Annotated in this window: 9 protein-coding genes and 1 pseudogene; 7 read left to right on the top strand and 3 right to left on the bottom strand. The window is 69.3% G+C overall.

The window, feature by feature from the left end:
- Position 1: 1 nt before the first annotated feature.
- The 5 genes and pseudogenes from IEW15_RS19375 to IEW15_RS19360 all read left to right on the top strand — a co-directional run bounded on the left by IEW15_RS19375 (position 2) and on the right by IEW15_RS19360 (position 6,142).
- On the top strand, positions 2-1,081 hold the full coding sequence (locus IEW15_RS19375; RefSeq protein ID WP_188581035.1) for a ligase-associated DNA damage response exonuclease: 1,080 nt from the start codon (positions 2-4) through the stop codon (positions 1,079-1,081).
- 6 nt (positions 1,082-1,087) lie between these two features.
- Positions 1,088-2,746, top strand: coding sequence for a cisplatin damage response ATP-dependent DNA ligase (locus tag IEW15_RS19370; protein ID WP_188580999.1), 1,659 nt, complete (start codon positions 1,088-1,090; stop codon positions 2,744-2,746).
- A gap of 148 nt (positions 2,747-2,894) precedes the next feature.
- Positions 2,895-4,232: pseudogene (locus IEW15_RS26045) on the top strand (MFS transporter); the annotation flags it as partial.
- Positions 4,225-5,013: a DUF3833 domain-containing protein gene (locus tag IEW15_RS26040; protein WP_306432657.1), complete on the top strand. Its 789-nt coding sequence runs from the start codon at positions 4,225-4,227 to the stop codon at positions 5,011-5,013. The pseudogene IEW15_RS26045 and the gene IEW15_RS26040, both read left to right, overlap by 8 nt.
- Before the next feature lie 121 nt (positions 5,014-5,134).
- The gene (locus IEW15_RS19360) at positions 5,135-6,142 is read left to right on the top strand and encodes a magnesium transporter CorA family protein (protein WP_188580997.1); all 1,008 of its coding nucleotides are present in this window, start codon (positions 5,135-5,137) and stop codon (positions 6,140-6,142) included.
- A gap of 12 nt (positions 6,143-6,154) precedes the next feature.
- Here IEW15_RS19360 and IEW15_RS19355 read toward each other — a convergent pair whose 3' ends face one another.
- Entirely contained in the window at positions 6,155-6,937 is a 783-nt protein-coding gene (locus IEW15_RS19355; protein ID WP_188580995.1) for a DUF6134 family protein, read from the bottom strand.
- A gap of 116 nt (positions 6,938-7,053) precedes the next feature.
- On the opposite strand from IEW15_RS19355, the gene IEW15_RS19350 reads away from it, so the two are divergent.
- Complete coding sequence (locus tag IEW15_RS19350; RefSeq protein WP_188580993.1) at positions 7,054-8,118, top strand: NAD(P)/FAD-dependent oxidoreductase; 1,065 nt, start codon at positions 7,054-7,056, stop codon at positions 8,116-8,118.
- Positions 8,119-8,331: 213 nt separating this feature from the next.
- Positions 8,332-8,904, top strand: a complete 573-nt coding sequence (locus IEW15_RS19345) for an HD domain-containing protein (protein ID WP_188580992.1) — start codon at positions 8,332-8,334, stop codon at positions 8,902-8,904.
- Between the two features lie 21 nt (positions 8,905-8,925).
- On the opposite strand, the gene IEW15_RS19340 is transcribed toward IEW15_RS19345, so the two are convergent.
- On the bottom strand, positions 8,926-13,725 hold the full coding sequence (locus tag IEW15_RS19340; protein WP_188580990.1) for a translocation/assembly module TamB domain-containing protein: 4,800 nt from the start codon (positions 13,723-13,725) through the stop codon (positions 8,926-8,928).
- 15 nt (positions 13,726-13,740) lie between these two features.
- Complete coding sequence (locus IEW15_RS19335; RefSeq protein WP_188580988.1) at positions 13,741-15,744, bottom strand: autotransporter assembly complex protein TamA; 2,004 nt, start codon at positions 15,742-15,744, stop codon at positions 13,741-13,743.
- Positions 15,745-15,956: the final 212 nt, after the last annotated feature.

Below are 15,956 nucleotides of genomic sequence, written 5' to 3'. Positions count from 1 at the left end.
CATGCCGGCGCCCGGCCTGTCGTCATCATCGGCCGGGGCCGGCATCGACTGGCTGGTGCCGCTGCCGCACGGGCTGTACTGCCCGCCGGGGGATGTCTGGATCGATCCGGTCAGGGCAAAGCCGCGAGCGATCATCACCCATGGCCATACCGATCATGCCCGCCCCGGCCATGGCGCGGTGCTGGCAACGCCCGAGACCCTGGCAATCATGCGCAGCCGCTTCGGCGCCGAGGCGGTGCACGGACAACCCCTGCCCTATGGTCAGCGGCTGCGGGTGGGGGATGTGACCGTATTTCTGGCGCCGGCCGGCCATGTGCTGGGATCGGCGCAGGTCGCAATCGAGTATCGCGGCCGCCGCGCGGTGATCTCCGGCGATTACAAGCGTCGCGCCGATCCGACCTGTGCTGCCTTCGAGCCGGTGCCGGCCGAGTTGTTCGTGACCGAGGCGACCTTCGCCCTGCCGGTGTTCCGTCATCCGCCTGCAACCCGCGAGATTGCCCGCCTGCTGCATGGTTTGAGCGTGTTTCCCGACCGCGCCCATCTGGTCGGGGTCTATGCGCTGGGCAAATGCCAGCGGGTGATCCGGATGATCCGCGACGCCGGCTATGACCGGCCGATCCATATCCATGATGCGCTGGCCGACATCTCGGCCTTGTATGAGGCTCATGGCGTGGCGCTTGGCACGCTGCTGCCGGCATCAGCGGCCACAGCCGGCGATCTGAAAGGCGCGCTGGTTCTGGCGCCGCCCGGCGCTAGACCCGAGCGCTGGGCGCGGCACCTGCCCGACCCGCTGGTGGCGATGGCCTCGGGCTGGATGGGCGTGCGGGCGCGGGCCCGTCAGCGCGACGTCGAACTGCCGCTGGTGATTTCCGACCATGCCGACTGGGACGAATTGCTGATGACGCTGGGCGAACTCAGGCCCGAGGAAGTCTGGATCACCCATGGCCGCGAGGATGCGCTGGCCCATGCCGCGCGGACCATGGGCATTTTCGCGCGGCCGCTGCGTCTGGTCGGCTATGGCGACGAGGATGGCGACGCGTTTGGCGGCGATGGCCCGATCGCCGGACCGGCCGGAGCCTGACCCCGGATGCGCCACTTTGCCGAGCTGCTCGACCGGCTGGCCTTCACCCGGTCGCGCAACACCAGGATCCGCCTGATCGGCGACTATTTCGACCGCACGGCCGATCCCGATCGTGGCTGGGGCCTCGCAGCCCTGGCCGGCGCGCTGACACTGAAGCCCGCGCGACCATCTGCGATCCGCATATTGATCGGTGCCCGCACCGATCCGGTGCTGTTCGCGCTGTCTTATGACTATGTCGGCGACCTGGCCGAGACCGCGGCCCTGATGTGGCCAGAGCCCCCAATGTGGCCAGAGTCGCCAATGTGGCCAGAACCGCTGCGCGCCATGCCCGATGTCGAGGGATTGCGCAACGATCCCGGCGTGACATTGACCGAGGTCGTCGACACGCTGATGGCCGCCGGCAGCGCCGCCCGCGCCATGGACGATATCGCCGGCTGGATGGACGGCCTGGACACCGGCGGGCGCCGGGTGCTGCTGAAGTTGGCGACCGGCGGCCTGCGCACCGGCGTCTCGACCGGGCTTGCCAAAGCCGCCTTCGCCGATTGGGCCGGGCTGGACCCGGCCGAGGTCGACGAGATCTGGCATGCCGTGGCCCCACCCTATGCGGCCCTGTTCGCCTGGGCCACCGGCGCCGCGCCCCGGCCCGACCCGGCCGGCCTGCCGCATTTCCGACCGGTCATGCTGGCGACCTCGCTTGACGAAGACGATCTGGCGCGGCTGAACCCGGCGGATTTCGTGGCCGAATGGAAATGGGACGGCATCCGCGCCCAGATGGTGGCCGAGGGCGGCGCCGTCCGGCTCTATGCCCGTTCAGGCGACGATATCAGCGCCGGCTTTCCCGATCTGGTCGCCGCATGGCCATTCGGCGATGCCGTGGTCGATGGCGAGTTGCTCGTCATGGCCGCGGATGGCCTGCCCCGCCCCTTCGCCGACCTTCAGACGCGGATCAACCGGCGCACCGTCGGTGCGACGCTGCTGAAGGGGCTGCCGGCGCATCTGCGGCTCTATGATCTGCTGTCGGTGGCGGGCGAGGATCTGCGGCCGCTGGGCTTCGCGGCCCGGCGCGCACGGCTGGCGGCACTGGTCGCTGAACATCCGGCGGCACGGTTCGACCTGTCGCCCCTGATCGCCTTCGACGACTGGCCGGCCCTGGCGGCACTGCGCCGAGATCCGCCATCCGCCACCATCGAAGGCGTGATGCTGAAGCGTCGCGACGCGCCCTATTCAGCCGGCCGGCCGGCAGGGCCGTGGTTCAAATGGAAGCGCGCGCCACTGACCCTGGATGTCGTGCTGATGTATGCCCAGCGCGGCCAAGGCCGGCAATCATCGGTCTATAGCGACTATACCTTCGGCGTCTGGCAGGGGCCGGTGCTGGTGCCGGTCGGCAAGGCCGGTTCCGGTGTCACCGATCCGGACCTGATCGCGCTGGACCGGTGGGTGCGACACAACACCACCGATCGCTTCGGCCCGGTGCGCGCGGTCGCCCCCGGTCTGGTGCTGGAAGTGGCCTTCGACAGCGTGCAGCCCAGCCCCCGGCACAAGGCCGGGCTGGCCCTGCGCTTCCCGCGCATCGCCCGCATCCGCTGGGACAAGCCGGCATCAGAGGCCGACCGGCTGGAAGATGCCGCGCGTCTGATGGCCGTGACCGGCGCCGCCGGCGACTGATCCGCGCCATCGCTGCCGGCCATCGACGGCCGGCACCGATCCGATCGGGCCAGCCTTGCGTATCACCCTCAGATCACCCGGCCGATCCGGGCATGATCGCCGGGGTCAGAACCCCGGGCGCACGCCATGACTGCGTTGGGGGAGACGGGTGTTGAGCGATGGCGTCAGCACAATCGGCCGGCATGCGCATAAGACGGCCCAGCCACGGCTCAGCCTGCCGGTACTGGCCGCCTTCGGGTTGCCGGGGCTGCCGCTCGCGGCGCTGACCCTGCCGCTCTACATCTATCTGCCGACCTATTATGCCGACACGGCAGGGCTGGGCCTTGGCACCGTGGGCGTGGTGCTGCTGGCGGCACGCGCCTGGGACATGATCACCGATCCGATGGTCGGCATCGCCGCCGACCGCATCCGGATCTGGCCTGGCCAGCGCCGCGGCTGGATGCTGGCCGGGCTGCCGCTGACCATGGCCGGCATCTGGATGTTGCTGGTCCCACCCGCCGGTGCCGGTGCCGGGCACCTGCTGATCTGGTCGCTGGTGCTGCATCTGGGCGGCACGATGATGGTTCTGTCGCAACAGGCCTGGGGCGCCGAGTTGTCGACCGATTACGACGAACGCTCGCGCATCGCCACGATACGCGAAATTTTCGTCATCCTGGGCACGCTGGGCGCCATCGCCCTGCCCGCCCTGGCCGGCGGCACGGGTGGCGCCGCCGTAACCGGTACCGGGCTGATGCTGCTGGCATTGGTCATCGTGGTGCTGCTGCCGCTGACCAGTACCATCGCCGCCGTGGTGGTCCCCGAACCGGCACAGCACCAGGGCCCCCGGCCGGCCCGTGGGTCCGCTCCGTCATTGCGGCGGCGCGGGACGGGGCGGATCGATCAGATGGCCGCGGCTCTGCGGCCGCTCCGCCGCAACCGTCCCTTCCGGTTTCTGGTCGGCGCCTATGTGCTGAACGGCATTGCCAATGGTCTGCCGGCCACCTTGTTCCTGCTCTATGTCGGCCATGTGCTGGGACGCCCCGAGATGGCCGGGCCATTGCTGTTCGTCTATTTCGCCGCCGGCATTCTGGGCGCGCCCGGCTGGCTGTGGCTGAGCACCCGGATCGGCAAGCACCGGGCCTGGAGCCTGGCGATGCTGCTGGCCGCAACCGGCTTTCTGCCCGCGGCCCTGCTGGGAACCGGCGATCTGCCGGTGTTCCTGGCGATCTGCATCATCACCGGGCTGACGCTCGGCGCCGATCTGGCCCTGCCCAATGCCATGCAGGCCGATGTCATCGATCTTGACCGGCTGGACAGCGGCCGGGAACGGGCCGGGCTGTTCTTCGCCCTATGGGGTTTCGCCACCAAGGCATCGCTTGCCCTGGGCGTGGGGCTGGCCTTCCCGCTGCTTGAGGCCGCGGGCTTCAACCCCGCGATCACCACGGCACCTGCTGCGACCGGCGCGACGGTTCCAGGCCTTTGGGCGCTGGCGCTGATCTATGGCGCGCTGCCGGTGCCGTTCAAGATCCTGGCCGTCATCCTGGTGCGGCGCTTCCCGCTGGACCGCGCCACCCAGACCGGCATCACCGGCCGCATCGCGCGGACCGGAGCCGATGCGGGCACGGCACCGCCACACCCTCCGCAGGAACGACATCATGCGCAGCCTCCTCCGTCACGCCAGAGGCATCCTCCTCGCGGTCGCGGCCCTCTTCGCCCTCTCTGGATGCAGTCAGATGAACGTCAAGGACTTCGCCGGCGCCACGCCGCACTTCCGGCTGGAAACATATTTCGCCGGCCATACCCGTGCCTGGGGCATGTTCGAGGATCGCTTCGGCACTCTGCGCCGCCAGTTCGTTGTCGATATCGACGGCACCTGGAACGGCACCGAGCTGATCCTGGACGAGCGCTTCCGCTATACCGACGGCGAAACCGACCGCCGCGTCTGGACCATCCGGCCCGACGGCCCGAACGGCTATGTCGGCCGGGCCGGCGACGTTCTGGGAGAGGCGCGTGGTGCCGCCTATGGCAATGCCCTGAACTGGACCTATCGCATGAACCTGGCGATCGGCGGCCGCGAGGTCGAGGTGCGGTTCGACGACTGGATGTTCCTGTCGGAAGACGGCGTGCTGCTGAACCGGGCGACGGTTACCAAATTCGGCATCGAACTGGGCACGGCAACGATCTTCTTCCAGAAAGATCCAGTGCCGGCCGATGGCACTGCAAGCCCGCCATCCGCTGAAACCGCACGCCAGTCGCCGGCCACACCGCCGGTGACGGCCAGCCGATGACACGACAGTCGCCCCGCGGCGACGCCGAGTTTTCATTTGCAACCCCGGCCGCTGCCCCCTAAACCCCGATGACCGGCCGCAAACGCTGCCGGTCACGTCCGGAGACGGCGGGAGACGACGCATGATCCATCTGTACAGCACCGAGCCCGGGGCGCTGCGCCGCGCGCCCGAGGGCAGCCCGATCGATGAGCGCGTGGTCTGGGTCGACATGGTCGACCCCTCGATCGACGAGATCAGACGTGTCGATCTGGCGCTGGGCGTCGAGATGCCGACCCGCGAGGAAATGCGCGAGATCGAGGCGTCGAGCCGGCTGTACGAGGAAGACGGCGCGCTGTACATGACGGCGACCGTGCTGAGTGCGGTGGAGACCGGCAGCCCGGTCGCCAACGCGGTCACCTTCGTGCTGACCCATGGCCGGCTGGTGACCCTGCGCCACACCGATCCGCTGCCCTTCCGGTCGTTCGCGGCCCATATCGACCGCCATCCCAGCGCGGTGACCAGCGCCGAGGGCGCGTTGTTCGGCTTGCTGGAAGCCATCGTCGACCGCCTGGCCGATGTGCTGGAGGTGGTGGGCGCCGAAATCGATCAGGTGTCGCAGACGGTGTTCGCCGCCGGCAACCGCACCCGTGGCATCACCCCGGGCGGCGCGCGGTCGCACAAGCCGCGCGGGCCCGCGCCGGATTATGAGGCGATGATCGCCTCGATCGGCCGGATGGGGGATCTGACCTCGAAAATTCGGGAAAGCCTGGTATCGATCGGCCGGCTGGCGGGATTTGCCGGCCGCAATCTGCGCGGCCGGGCCAGCAAGACCGGGCTTGCCGCGATCAAGACCATCACCCGCGATGTGGTCTCGCTGTCGGACCATGCGAGCTATCTGGCCAACAAACTGTCCTTCATGCTGGATGCCACTCTGGGCCTGATCCAGATCGAACAGAACGGCATCATCAAGATCTTCTCGGTCGTGGCGGTGGTGTTCCTGCCGCCAACCCTGATCGCCAGCATCTACGGCATGAATTTCGAGGTGATGCCCGAGCTGTCATGGACCATCGGCTATCCGCTGGCGCTGATGCTGATGGTCGGGTCGGCGATCATGCCCTATTGGCTGTTCAAACGGCGCGGCTGGCTGTGATCCGACGCCGCGTCACATGCCGGCCGCCGCCAGCCATGCGGCCGACGGCGTGGTGTCGCGAGCAAGGCGATAGGTGACCGCGCGGCCCCGGCCGTCGAAGGCAACGCCCAGCCAGCGCGGCTCAAGGCGCCGGTACCAAAGGGTCATGGTCAGATCGCCGCTGACCGCGAAGGCATGGGCATCGATGGCACCGCCATCGGGCGCCGGCCGCTCCACGGCCCCCAGCGGCGCGATCTGCGGCGTGATCAGCCGGCCGCGCTGGGTGTCGAGCCACAGGCGGCGCCGCGTGGTTTCAGGATGCCAGTAACTGGTGGGCAGAATCCCGGCCGGCGCCTCGACCCGGCCGGCACTGCCATCGGCGATGAACCTGTCGCCATCCGCCCGACCGTCAACCGTGAAGCGGGTGCCGTCGTCGTCGGTGGTGGTCGCGATCGCGATCAGCCGGCCGTCACGCCAGCGTTCCCGATTGCGATGAGTATAACGAAACACGGTGATCGGCCCGAGGGACACCGCCAGATCGATCGCTATATCCACCGTCAATACCCCGTCGGGGCCGCTTGTGAAGCGCAGGACATGCTGCCCCATCGGCGCCGCGCCGCGAAAGACGTCGAAGGCCAGTTCGCCGTCCACCGGTGCGGCCCCGGCCAACGCAGCGGCCGCCAGCACGCCGGCCGGCTTCACCAGACCACCAGCCGCCAGCATCGCGCCACCGCCCATTGTCAGCACCTGCCGCCGGCTGTGGCCCGCCGCGCATGATGTGATCGGCAGATCGGGTCTCCGGCACGTGTACGGCATGGTCCGCCTCCTCATGGCCTGGGGGCATCCCGGCTGGCAAGCCGGCATCATCGACCCATATACCCATGCGCGACAGCCATCGGATCACCCGGTGGTGTCGATCAGGGAGTATTGACGTGCCGCCAGTCCCCCCCGCCCCCGCGCTGTCCCCGGAAACTGCCGCAGATCGCCGGACGGTTGCCGTCCGCGCCGATGACGCCATCGTGGATCTGCTGATCATCGGCGCCGGGCTGGCCGGCATCGCTGCCGCACAGAGCGCCGCCGCGCAGGGGCTGCACGCCATCGTCATCGACAAGGGCCGCGGCATCGGCGGACGGATGGCCAGTCGGCGCGTGGTTCTGGACGATGGTCGCACGATCAGCTTCGACCATGGCGCCCAGTTCATGACCGCACGCTCCCCCGCTTTGATCGCGCGCATGGTCGCGGCTGAAGCGGATGGTGCCGTTCGCCGGCTGGATGCCGACGACACGCAGGATCCCCGCTGGGTGGGGGGGCATCCCCGCTGGGTGGGGGTGGGGGCGATGACCGCCCTTGTCAAAGCCCTGGCCCGCGGGCTGGAGATCAGGCCTGCCGTGCGGGTGGCATGTATCGGCCGCGATGCCGGCATCTGGACCCTGACCGACGATCAGGACGCGGTGATCGGTCGAGGCCGGCGGCTGATCGTCACGACACCGCCGGAACAGGCGCTCGACCTGCTGATCGACACCGTGTTGCCGGAAGGCTGGCGCCGGCGGATCGCCGGCACCCTGGTGGCACCGTGCTGGGCGTTGATGCTGGCCACGGCGCAGCCCCTGCCGCTGCCGGCGCCACGCTGGCGGCCCGACGATGAGGCGATCGCCTGGATCAGCGACCAGCGCGCCCTGCCCGGCCATGACCGCGACATCCCGGCCTATGTCGTGCACGCCAGCCCGCATTGGAGCCGGGTGCATCTGGAACGGGATGCCGGCGGGGTCGCAGGTCTGCTGATCGGCGAGATCGGGCGGCTGACCGGCACCACGATCATGCCATTGTACGCCCAGGCCCATCGCTGGCGCCATGCGCTGGTCGAACTGCCGCTCGGCGCCCCCTGCCTTGCCGATCATGCGGCCGGGCTCGCCATCGCGGGCGACTGGTGCATAGGCGGCCGTGCCGAGGCCGCAGTCGACAGCGGCCGGGCGGCGGTGCTGGCATTGACCGGCTGATCCTGCGGCCAAAGCGGCCATCAGCTTTGTCCATACCGGCCGCCTGTCACCAAGACTTCATTTCTTTTCCAGGGGTTGGATGGATAAGAATGAGGTTCAGGCGCCACCGGACGGTCCGGGCCCGATGCATCTCTCTGCTCCGTGTCGGCCAGCGGCACACCCGGGAATGATGCATGATGGCAGTGGCGCTCCCCCCGTTCATGGCTGCCGCCGATGTCCGTCCTGTTCGCCCCGTCCTCCGATCTGTCCGATCTCGTCACCAGCCTGTATGGCCGGCGCGCCAATGATCTGTATCTGGGGGAGCCGGTGACGGTCTATGACCATGCGCTTCAGTCGGCGACGATCGCCGAGCTGGACGGCGCTCCGTCGAGCCTGATCACCGCGGCATTGCTGCATGATGTCGGGCAACTGATCCGGGGCGCCGCCGAAGATGCCGTCCGCTTCGCCGATGACGAGGATCATGCGCGCGTCGGCGGTGATTTCCTTGCCAGCTATTTTCTGCCCGAGGTTGCAGGTGCGGTGCGCCTGCATGTCCAGGCAAAACGCTTCCTGTCGGCCACCGAGGCCGGATACCCCGCGACCCTCACCCCGGCCGCCCGCATGGCTCTGGTGCTGTGCGGTGGGGCGATGAGCACCGACGAGACCGCGCGTTTCCGTGCCCGGCCCCATGCCGACGCCGCCATCCGCCTGAGACGCTATTGCGACCGGGCCAAGCAGCGCAACCTGACGGTGCCGGGATTCCGCCACTTCGCGCACCATGTCGATGCCTCGGCCCGCCGCGACTGATCGTCTTCTCGCGACCGATCGTCAGTAGTCATAACTCCAGGTGATACCGGCCGAGGCGCCCCCCTCGCCGCCGACTTCCGTGTCGACGCTGATATTCGGCATCACCTCCAGTTCCACCGTCGCCTTGCTCGACCCGGCGCCCTGCTCGACCCCCACGAACAAGTCGTCGCTCAGATATTTGCCGGCCCTAACCGACGGGGCGTCGCCACTGTCGGCGGCGCCGATATCCAGGACATCCAGCCCGAACAGGTCGCGGGCAAAGCCCGTCGGATCGAAGCCGCCACCACCGCCGCCGGTCAGGGTCGCCAATCCCTGTCCGACACGGATCGCGTCCAGCGCCGACAGCTTGGCACCGGGCTTGCCGAAGAAGGCGCGGGCCAGCACCTCGTCCTGCGGCAGCACCGGGTTCGAGGTCAAGGTCAGCTCCGGTTCCGATGCGCGCCCGGTGACCTGAACGATGGCGGTCACGTCCGAGCCGGCCAGCGTCGCCTCGATATCCAGCCGCGGGTCGGGATCGGCCAGGCCATCGAAGGTGATGACGCCTTTCGAGAAGGTCAGTGTGCGGCCGATGACATCGGCCTCGCCGCGCACCACCGACAAGGTGCCCCTGATGATCGGCGTATTGCTGGTGCCGGTGATGTTCAGCGTGCCTTCCCATTCGGTATCAAGGCCGCGGCCACGCACGAAGATCCGCCCCGGCGCCCGCACCTCGACCGCAAGATTGAGGCCGCCGGCGCGGGCTTCCTGTTCGGCGGTCGTGCCAGGATCGGCGACGATGCGACCGTCACGCTTCTCGACCACCTCGATCGTGCGCACAGATGGCGGCATGCTTTCCGGCAGCCGGATTTCGGCCTGACGCACGGTCAGCGTACCGTCCAGCCGGACATCGGCCAGACCGCCGGTCATGGTCAGCGCCCCGTCGAGCGTGGCGTCGGCCTCGTCGCGCCGCACCAGCCGGGCCTGATTGACTGCCACCTTGATGTCCATCTGCGGGTCGGCCAGATCGGTCAGGTTAAGGGTGCCATCGACACCGACCGTGCCGCTGCCGCCATCGCGGCCATCGATCCTGATCGACAGGCAGCACCGGCCCGCCACGCCGATATCGCCGCGGATGTCGGTGAGCAGCGTGCCCATGTCGAGGTTTTCGTAAGCGGCGTCACGCAGTTGAATGCCGCCCGACACATCCGGCGCCGACATCGTGCCGTTGACCGACATATCGGCATCGATCCGCCCCGCCAGACGGTGGCCGTCCACGCCCACGGCCAAGGCAAGTTTACCCAGATCGCCAGCCCATTGCAGACGGCCTGAAACCGGACCGTCGTCATTGAGCGCAATCGCGGTCGGTGCGTTGCTGCTGAACGGCGCCAGCGGCAGATCGGCTTCGACCGACAGCGGCTGGTCGCCCAGACCGTTGATCTTCAGGGTCAGGTCGGCGCTGCGGTTGCCGAGTGTCAGACCGGCATCGCCCGAGATGACCGGCGTCTGCATGCCCTCCACCTCGGCATCGACCGGAAGATCGGCAATGTTGAGCGCGATCCGGCCTTCGCGGCCACGCGGCCCCATGGCGACGTCGATGCTGCCCGACAGCTTGCCGCCCTGGCCGATCGGCGCCTGGAACCGGCGCAGCGGGTCGAGCGGCAGGTCGTTCAGGCGGCCTTCGGCGGTCACCCGGTCGGCGGCCATGACCGCCTGCAGGGAGACCCGTCCGTCTTTGCCGATCCTGAGATCGGGCAGATCGAGCCGGGTTGCCTCGGCCAGTTGAACGGTTGCCGGCGCGCCAAGCCCCAGGCTGGTGCCCAGCACCTGACCATCCAGGTCGTCCAGGGTCACCACCATGGCCCCCTGGCGGTCGGTGGCGATATTGCCGCCGGCAGCCAGGCGCAGCCGGCCGCGGAAATTGCCGGTCGCCTCGACGTCGAATGCCGTCGCCATGCGCCCCCCCGCCCCGCTCTGCGGGATCGCGGTCAGAGTGACCGTCTCAAGCGTCACCGGCCCCGCCGTCACCTGCGTGGCGGCGATACGGGCACGTCCGGCCGGCGCGCCGCCATCCAGCACCATATCCGCATTCAGGGTCAGCTGGCCGACCGCCGCGACCGTGTCGGCCCCCTGGCCGACGGCGATATCGTCGGCGGTGCCATCGGCCAGCACCCGCTGACGACCGCGATTATCCGCATCGAAGCGCAGATCGAGATCGAGGCTGCCACCAAGATCAAGACCGGCCAGCCGGCCCAGCGGCGCCAGACTTGGCGCCGTGACGTCCAGCCGGCCGCGTGCCAGGGCCGTTGCCAGCGTCACTGCCGCTTCGCCCCGTACCGTGGTGCCCGCGAAATCGAGCGACAGGTCGCTGACATCGATCCGCTTGCCGCCATCGGCAGCCGTGGCATTGGCGCGCAAGGCAAGCGGGCCCTCGGCGGTGTCGCCGGTCACCGCCAACTGGCCGGTGGGCGCGGTCAGCAGATTACGACCGTCCAGGTCGACCACCAGTCGCGGCACCGCGATGCTGCCAAGCTGACCGTCGGTGAGCGTGGCGGCAATCCGCGCCGCCGGATCGTCCATCGAGCCCGACAGATCGACGTCGGCTTCGAGCCGGCCGGCCACCGGCGCACCGGTGGCCTCGGCGATCGGTGCCAGACGAGCCACGGCCAGCGACAGGCTGGTGCCGTCCAGCGCGCCCTGCGGCCCCAGCGCCGCCCGCCCACCCAGCTTGAGCGTGTCGGTGGCAAGCGACAGATTTTCGGCCGTGACGCCGCCATCGGCACCCACCGCCACCCGGGTCGCCAGATCGATCCGGCCACCCAGCGCCGCGTCCGCGGCCGGGATGCCGAGACGCATCGAGCGGCCTTCGGCGCTGATATCGGCGGTCATGCCTGTCGTCGGGCTGCCCGAGACCTTGGCCTCCACCCCCAATGTGCCGGCGAGGTCCGGCAGGCCCGACAGGCTGGCCAGCCGGCTCAGCGTCTCGGCCGACAGGCCGAACTGGCCGTCGACCGTGCCTCGGGTCAGATCATAGGAGCCGGTGGCGCTGAGATTGGCCGTGCCCACATCCAGCATCGCCGCATCGATGGTCAGCAGATTGTCGGCACCGTCGAAATCGCCCCGCGCGCTCAATGACAGCACGCCGTCGGCGGCTTCCGGCGGCAGGCCCAGAGCCAGCGGGCGCGGCGCATCCAGGTCCAGATCCACCGCCAGATCCAGATCGGCCGGCGCCGCGTCATCAGGCGCGCGGCCCGAGACGCTGGCGTTCAACCGCATGGCCGACGCGAAGGGACCGCCATCGCCAATCCCCGCCAGACGCGGTGCCGCGGCCGTGGCTGCAAGCCGCGCATCGATCTGCGGCCAGGTGCCTTCGGCCTCCAGCGTCAGCGTCAGCGCGCTCATCGATGCCGGGCGCGCCAGGGTCAGCAGCGGTGCGCCCGGCGCGGCATTGCCGGTCAGATGGGCCTGGACCGCGCCGGTATCGGTTTCGATGCCGGCAGTGCCGTCCAGAATCACGTCGGTAGTTGACAGCGTCAGCCGGTCGACCGCGACGACTCCGTCGGCATTCTGACGGGCTGCCAGGGCGAAATGCCACGGATCCGCCGAAACCAGCACCAATGGCGGCGGCGGCTCTGCACCACCCATGTTGTCATCCGCCGTCTCTGGCGCGCGCGTGGCCTCGTCGGCCGCGACCTGATCCGCGGCCTCCGCGACCGCATCGGCGGCGGCATCCGCCACCACGTCAACCGCGGCGCCGGCAACACTTTCGGCGGGCGGTTCGGTCGCCGCATCCGGCACCAGATCGAGCCCGGCCATCGCGCGGCCCATGCCCGACCAGTCCAGCCGGCCGTCGATCGCGATCGACGGATCGGGCCGCAACGCCAGATCGATGGTGGTGTCGAGGTCGATCAGCTGGCCGGCCGTCGCGGTCAGCCGCCCCGTCCACCCATCCAGCGGCCCCCGGCCTTCCAGGCGCGCGGTCACCGGCGGCTGGCCCGGCAGCCCCGCCATGCTGGCGACCAGCCCGCCGGCGGCTTCCTCGGCAACAGCCTCGATGTCGAGCGTGCCGGTATCGAAGGCGATTTCGACCGCCGCCGAAACCCGCCCGCCCGGCTCGTCCAGTCGATGGACGTCCAGCCGCGCCCAGGACGGATCGCCGCGGCCGATGCGCGCGGCACCGTCGACGCCCAGCAGCGCCGGTGCCGGAAGCCCGGTCAGCCTCGGGTCCAGTTCCAGAAGGTCGATCGACAACTGGCGCAGGTCGATCGACACCGGCGGCAGCATCCCGCCATCGGGCAGGCGCAGATTGCGCGGATCGAAGGGTTCCGACGGCGGCGGTGGCGTGCCGTCATCGGGCGGCGGCGCCACCGCGATGCGCCCGGCATTCAGTGTGCGGATCTCCACCCGCCCCTGGAGCAGCGCCGATGGCCGCCAGTTCAGGGTGACGTCTTCGGCCTCCAGCCACGGATCATCGGGATCGCCGATCCGCAGCCTTGGCAGATGCAGGCGCCCGAACAGGCTGCCCTCGATCGCGGGCAGGTCGACCGGCCCCAGCCCCGCCGCCTCGATGCCGTCACGGGCAAGCCCGGCGATGGTCTCGCGGCCACTGTCGCTGTCGGCCCAGATCAGCCCGCCGGCGACACCGCCGACCAGCACCACGCCGAGCCCGAGCACGCCGATGCCGATGACCCGGCGCACACGCCCCCGGCGCCGCCGGCCACGGCCGGCCGCGGGCTTCCTGTCCCCCGGTGGCTGGTTCTGTGGCATGGGGCTGTCAGGGCCGGATGCGGGATGCGGCTTGCCGGCCTCGGGGCTGGCAGGGGGTGGTGGGGTATGATCGGTCAATGAACTCGCTCCGCCTCAGAACGCCTGTCCGAGACTGATATAGAACTGATAGGGGTCGTCGGCATCGCGGCGATCGAGCGGCACGGCGACGTCGAAGCGGAACGGACCGAGCGGCGTGTAATAGCGCAGGCCAAGACCGGCGCCGGTCCGGACATCGGTCGACAGATCGGGCCATGGTTCTTCGGAAATCTGGCCGGCGTCAAGGAACGGGACCACGGCGATGTCATCGGTGACCGGTACTCTGAGTTCGATACCGGCTTCGGCGACCGAGCGGCCGCCAAGCGGATCGTCGTCGCCATCCAGCGGCCCCAGCATCCGATAGCCATAGCCGCGCACCGACCCGCCGCCGCCGGAATAGAACCGCTTATCGGCCGGCAGCGTGCCACGCGATGCACCGGCGATCGATCCGATCCGCGCCCGCCCGGCCAGCACCCAGCGTGCCAGATCGTCGAGCGGCACATAGACCGAGCCGCTGAGTTCGGTGCGCAGGAAGCTGATCGCGGTATCCTCGATCGCCCCGGTATAGGGCGTCGCTTGTGCCGACAGCCGGTAGCCGCGTCGCGGATCCAGCAGGCTGTCGGATTTGTCGCGTGACAGGGTGACCGGCAGACCCAGCAGATAGCTGGTCCGTTCCCCCTTCTCGTCCTCGATGATCTTGTATTCCGGCGCCAGCGCCACCGAGCCGCGCCAGTCGTCGCCCAGCGACCGTTCCTGACCGAACCGGGTCTCGATACCGGTCTGCTGGAAGGCGTCGGTGTCTTCGTTCAGCAGGCGGATGCTGCCGAAATTGAACCGGTCGAAGCGCGGATGCGGCCGGCGATAGGTGACCTCGATTTCCTGAAGCACCGGCGAGACGTCGAGTTCGGCCCGCAGGCGATCGGCGCGGCCGGTGAGGTTGCGATGCTCCCAGAAGGTGCGCAGCTCCGGTCCGATATCGGTTGAATAGCGCGCGCCGGCACCGATGCTGCGCGGCGGCCCCTCGGCGACGGTCAGGTTGATCGGCAGCGAGCCGTCGCCGGTCGGCTGGTCGGGGCTCTTGATCACCGCCGATGAAAACAGCCCCGTCGCCAGAAGATCGGCACGATAGGTCTCGACCGCACCGGCATCATAGGTATCGCCTTCCGACCACGGCTGCTTGCCCTCGACCACCGATGGCAGCACGTCGTCCAAGCCCTCGACACTGGTCGGGCCGAAGCGGGTGAAGGGGCCGGACTCGATCGACAGGGTCACCGCCATCTCGCGGGTGTCATGATCGACGACCGCCCGCCGGTTGGTCTGACGGGCAAAAGGATAGCCATTCGCTGCCAGCACGGTCAGCAGGCGCCGTTCCCCGCTCACCACCTCGCCCGCCTCGGCGGCGGCCCCCAGCGGCACGCCAAGCGCTTCCGGATCGATCTTGTCGGCGGGAACCTGCGGTGGCTGACCGGCTGCCCAGTCGATATTCCAGTCCGCCAGCCGATAGCGCGGCCCGGGATTGACCGTGATCCGGGCAACCGGCGGCTCGGCGTCGCGATCGATGCGCAGCCGGACATCGGCACTGAAATAGCCCCGCGACCGCAGCGCGCGCTGGAACAGCTCGACATCGCCCTGCCCGCGCCGGCGCAAAGCCGCAAGGCTGGTCGGCGGGCGCTCTTCCAGCCGCCGCAGCTCCGACAACGCGCCCAGCAGTTCATCCAAGGGCGCGTCGGCCAGCGGGTCCGCGCCCGGCTCGCTGCCGGTGGCAGAAGCCGGAGGGGTACGGCCAGCCTCTTCGGCTGCGCGCTTCTCGGCGCGGGCCTCGGCCCGCTTCTGCTCCTCGGCGGCGTCCTCGGGTTCCAGCCCCTCGACAACGATGTCGGTGGTATAGGCAACGCCGCCCACGTCCTGGAACAGCGGTTCGCCTTCATCCGTCTGCCGCACCTCGTCGTCCACCAGCCCAAGGCTTTTGCCGACCCCGTCGATGGTTCCGCAGCCGGCGAGCACCGTCGCGCAAAGCAGGGCAGACACGATCGGGGCCAGAGCAGGTTTGCGGATCGGCACGTTCGGGGGATCTCCGGTCGGGGGGCGGATATGATATCGGCCGGTGCGGATGGCGGCAGGCATCTCTGTCGCAGCATCCTTGACCCATCCACCTTAGCCACGCCCGCGACAATACCGCAAGGCGGGGCCCGCAGGGCTATCGCATTTGCCCAATGATCGACCTTGCGAATTCATCGGACCATCCGGCCCGTTTTCGCTTGCGGCTGATCGGG

The organism is Tistrella bauzanensis (assembly GCF_014636235.1).
Classification (GTDB): domain Bacteria; phylum Pseudomonadota; class Alphaproteobacteria; order Tistrellales; family Tistrellaceae; genus Tistrella; species Tistrella bauzanensis.
The sequence above is the reverse complement of the archived record's forward strand: the minus strand, read 5'-3'. Positions and strand labels throughout refer to the sequence as shown.

What these genes read in the sequence shown, in the direction of transcription:
- IEW15_RS19375 (WP_188581035.1), top strand. Translation starts at nt 2, where the DNA reads ATGCCGGCGCCCGGCCTGTCGTCATCATCGGCCGGGGCCGGCATCGAC.
- IEW15_RS19355 (WP_188580995.1), bottom strand. Translation starts at nt 6,937, where the DNA reads ATGCCGTACACGTGCCGGAGACCCGATCTGCCGATCACATCATGCGCG.
- IEW15_RS19360 (WP_188580997.1), top strand. Translation starts at nt 5,135, where the DNA reads ATGATCCATCTGTACAGCACCGAGCCCGGGGCGCTGCGCCGCGCGCCC.
- IEW15_RS19345 (WP_188580992.1), top strand. Translation starts at nt 8,332, where the DNA reads ATGTCCGTCCTGTTCGCCCCGTCCTCCGATCTGTCCGATCTCGTCACC.
- IEW15_RS19370 (WP_188580999.1), top strand. Translation starts at nt 1,088, where the DNA reads ATGCGCCACTTTGCCGAGCTGCTCGACCGGCTGGCCTTCACCCGGTCG.
- IEW15_RS26040 (WP_306432657.1), top strand. Translation starts at nt 4,225, where the DNA reads ATGGCGCGCTGCCGGTGCCGTTCAAGATCCTGGCCGTCATCCTGGTGC.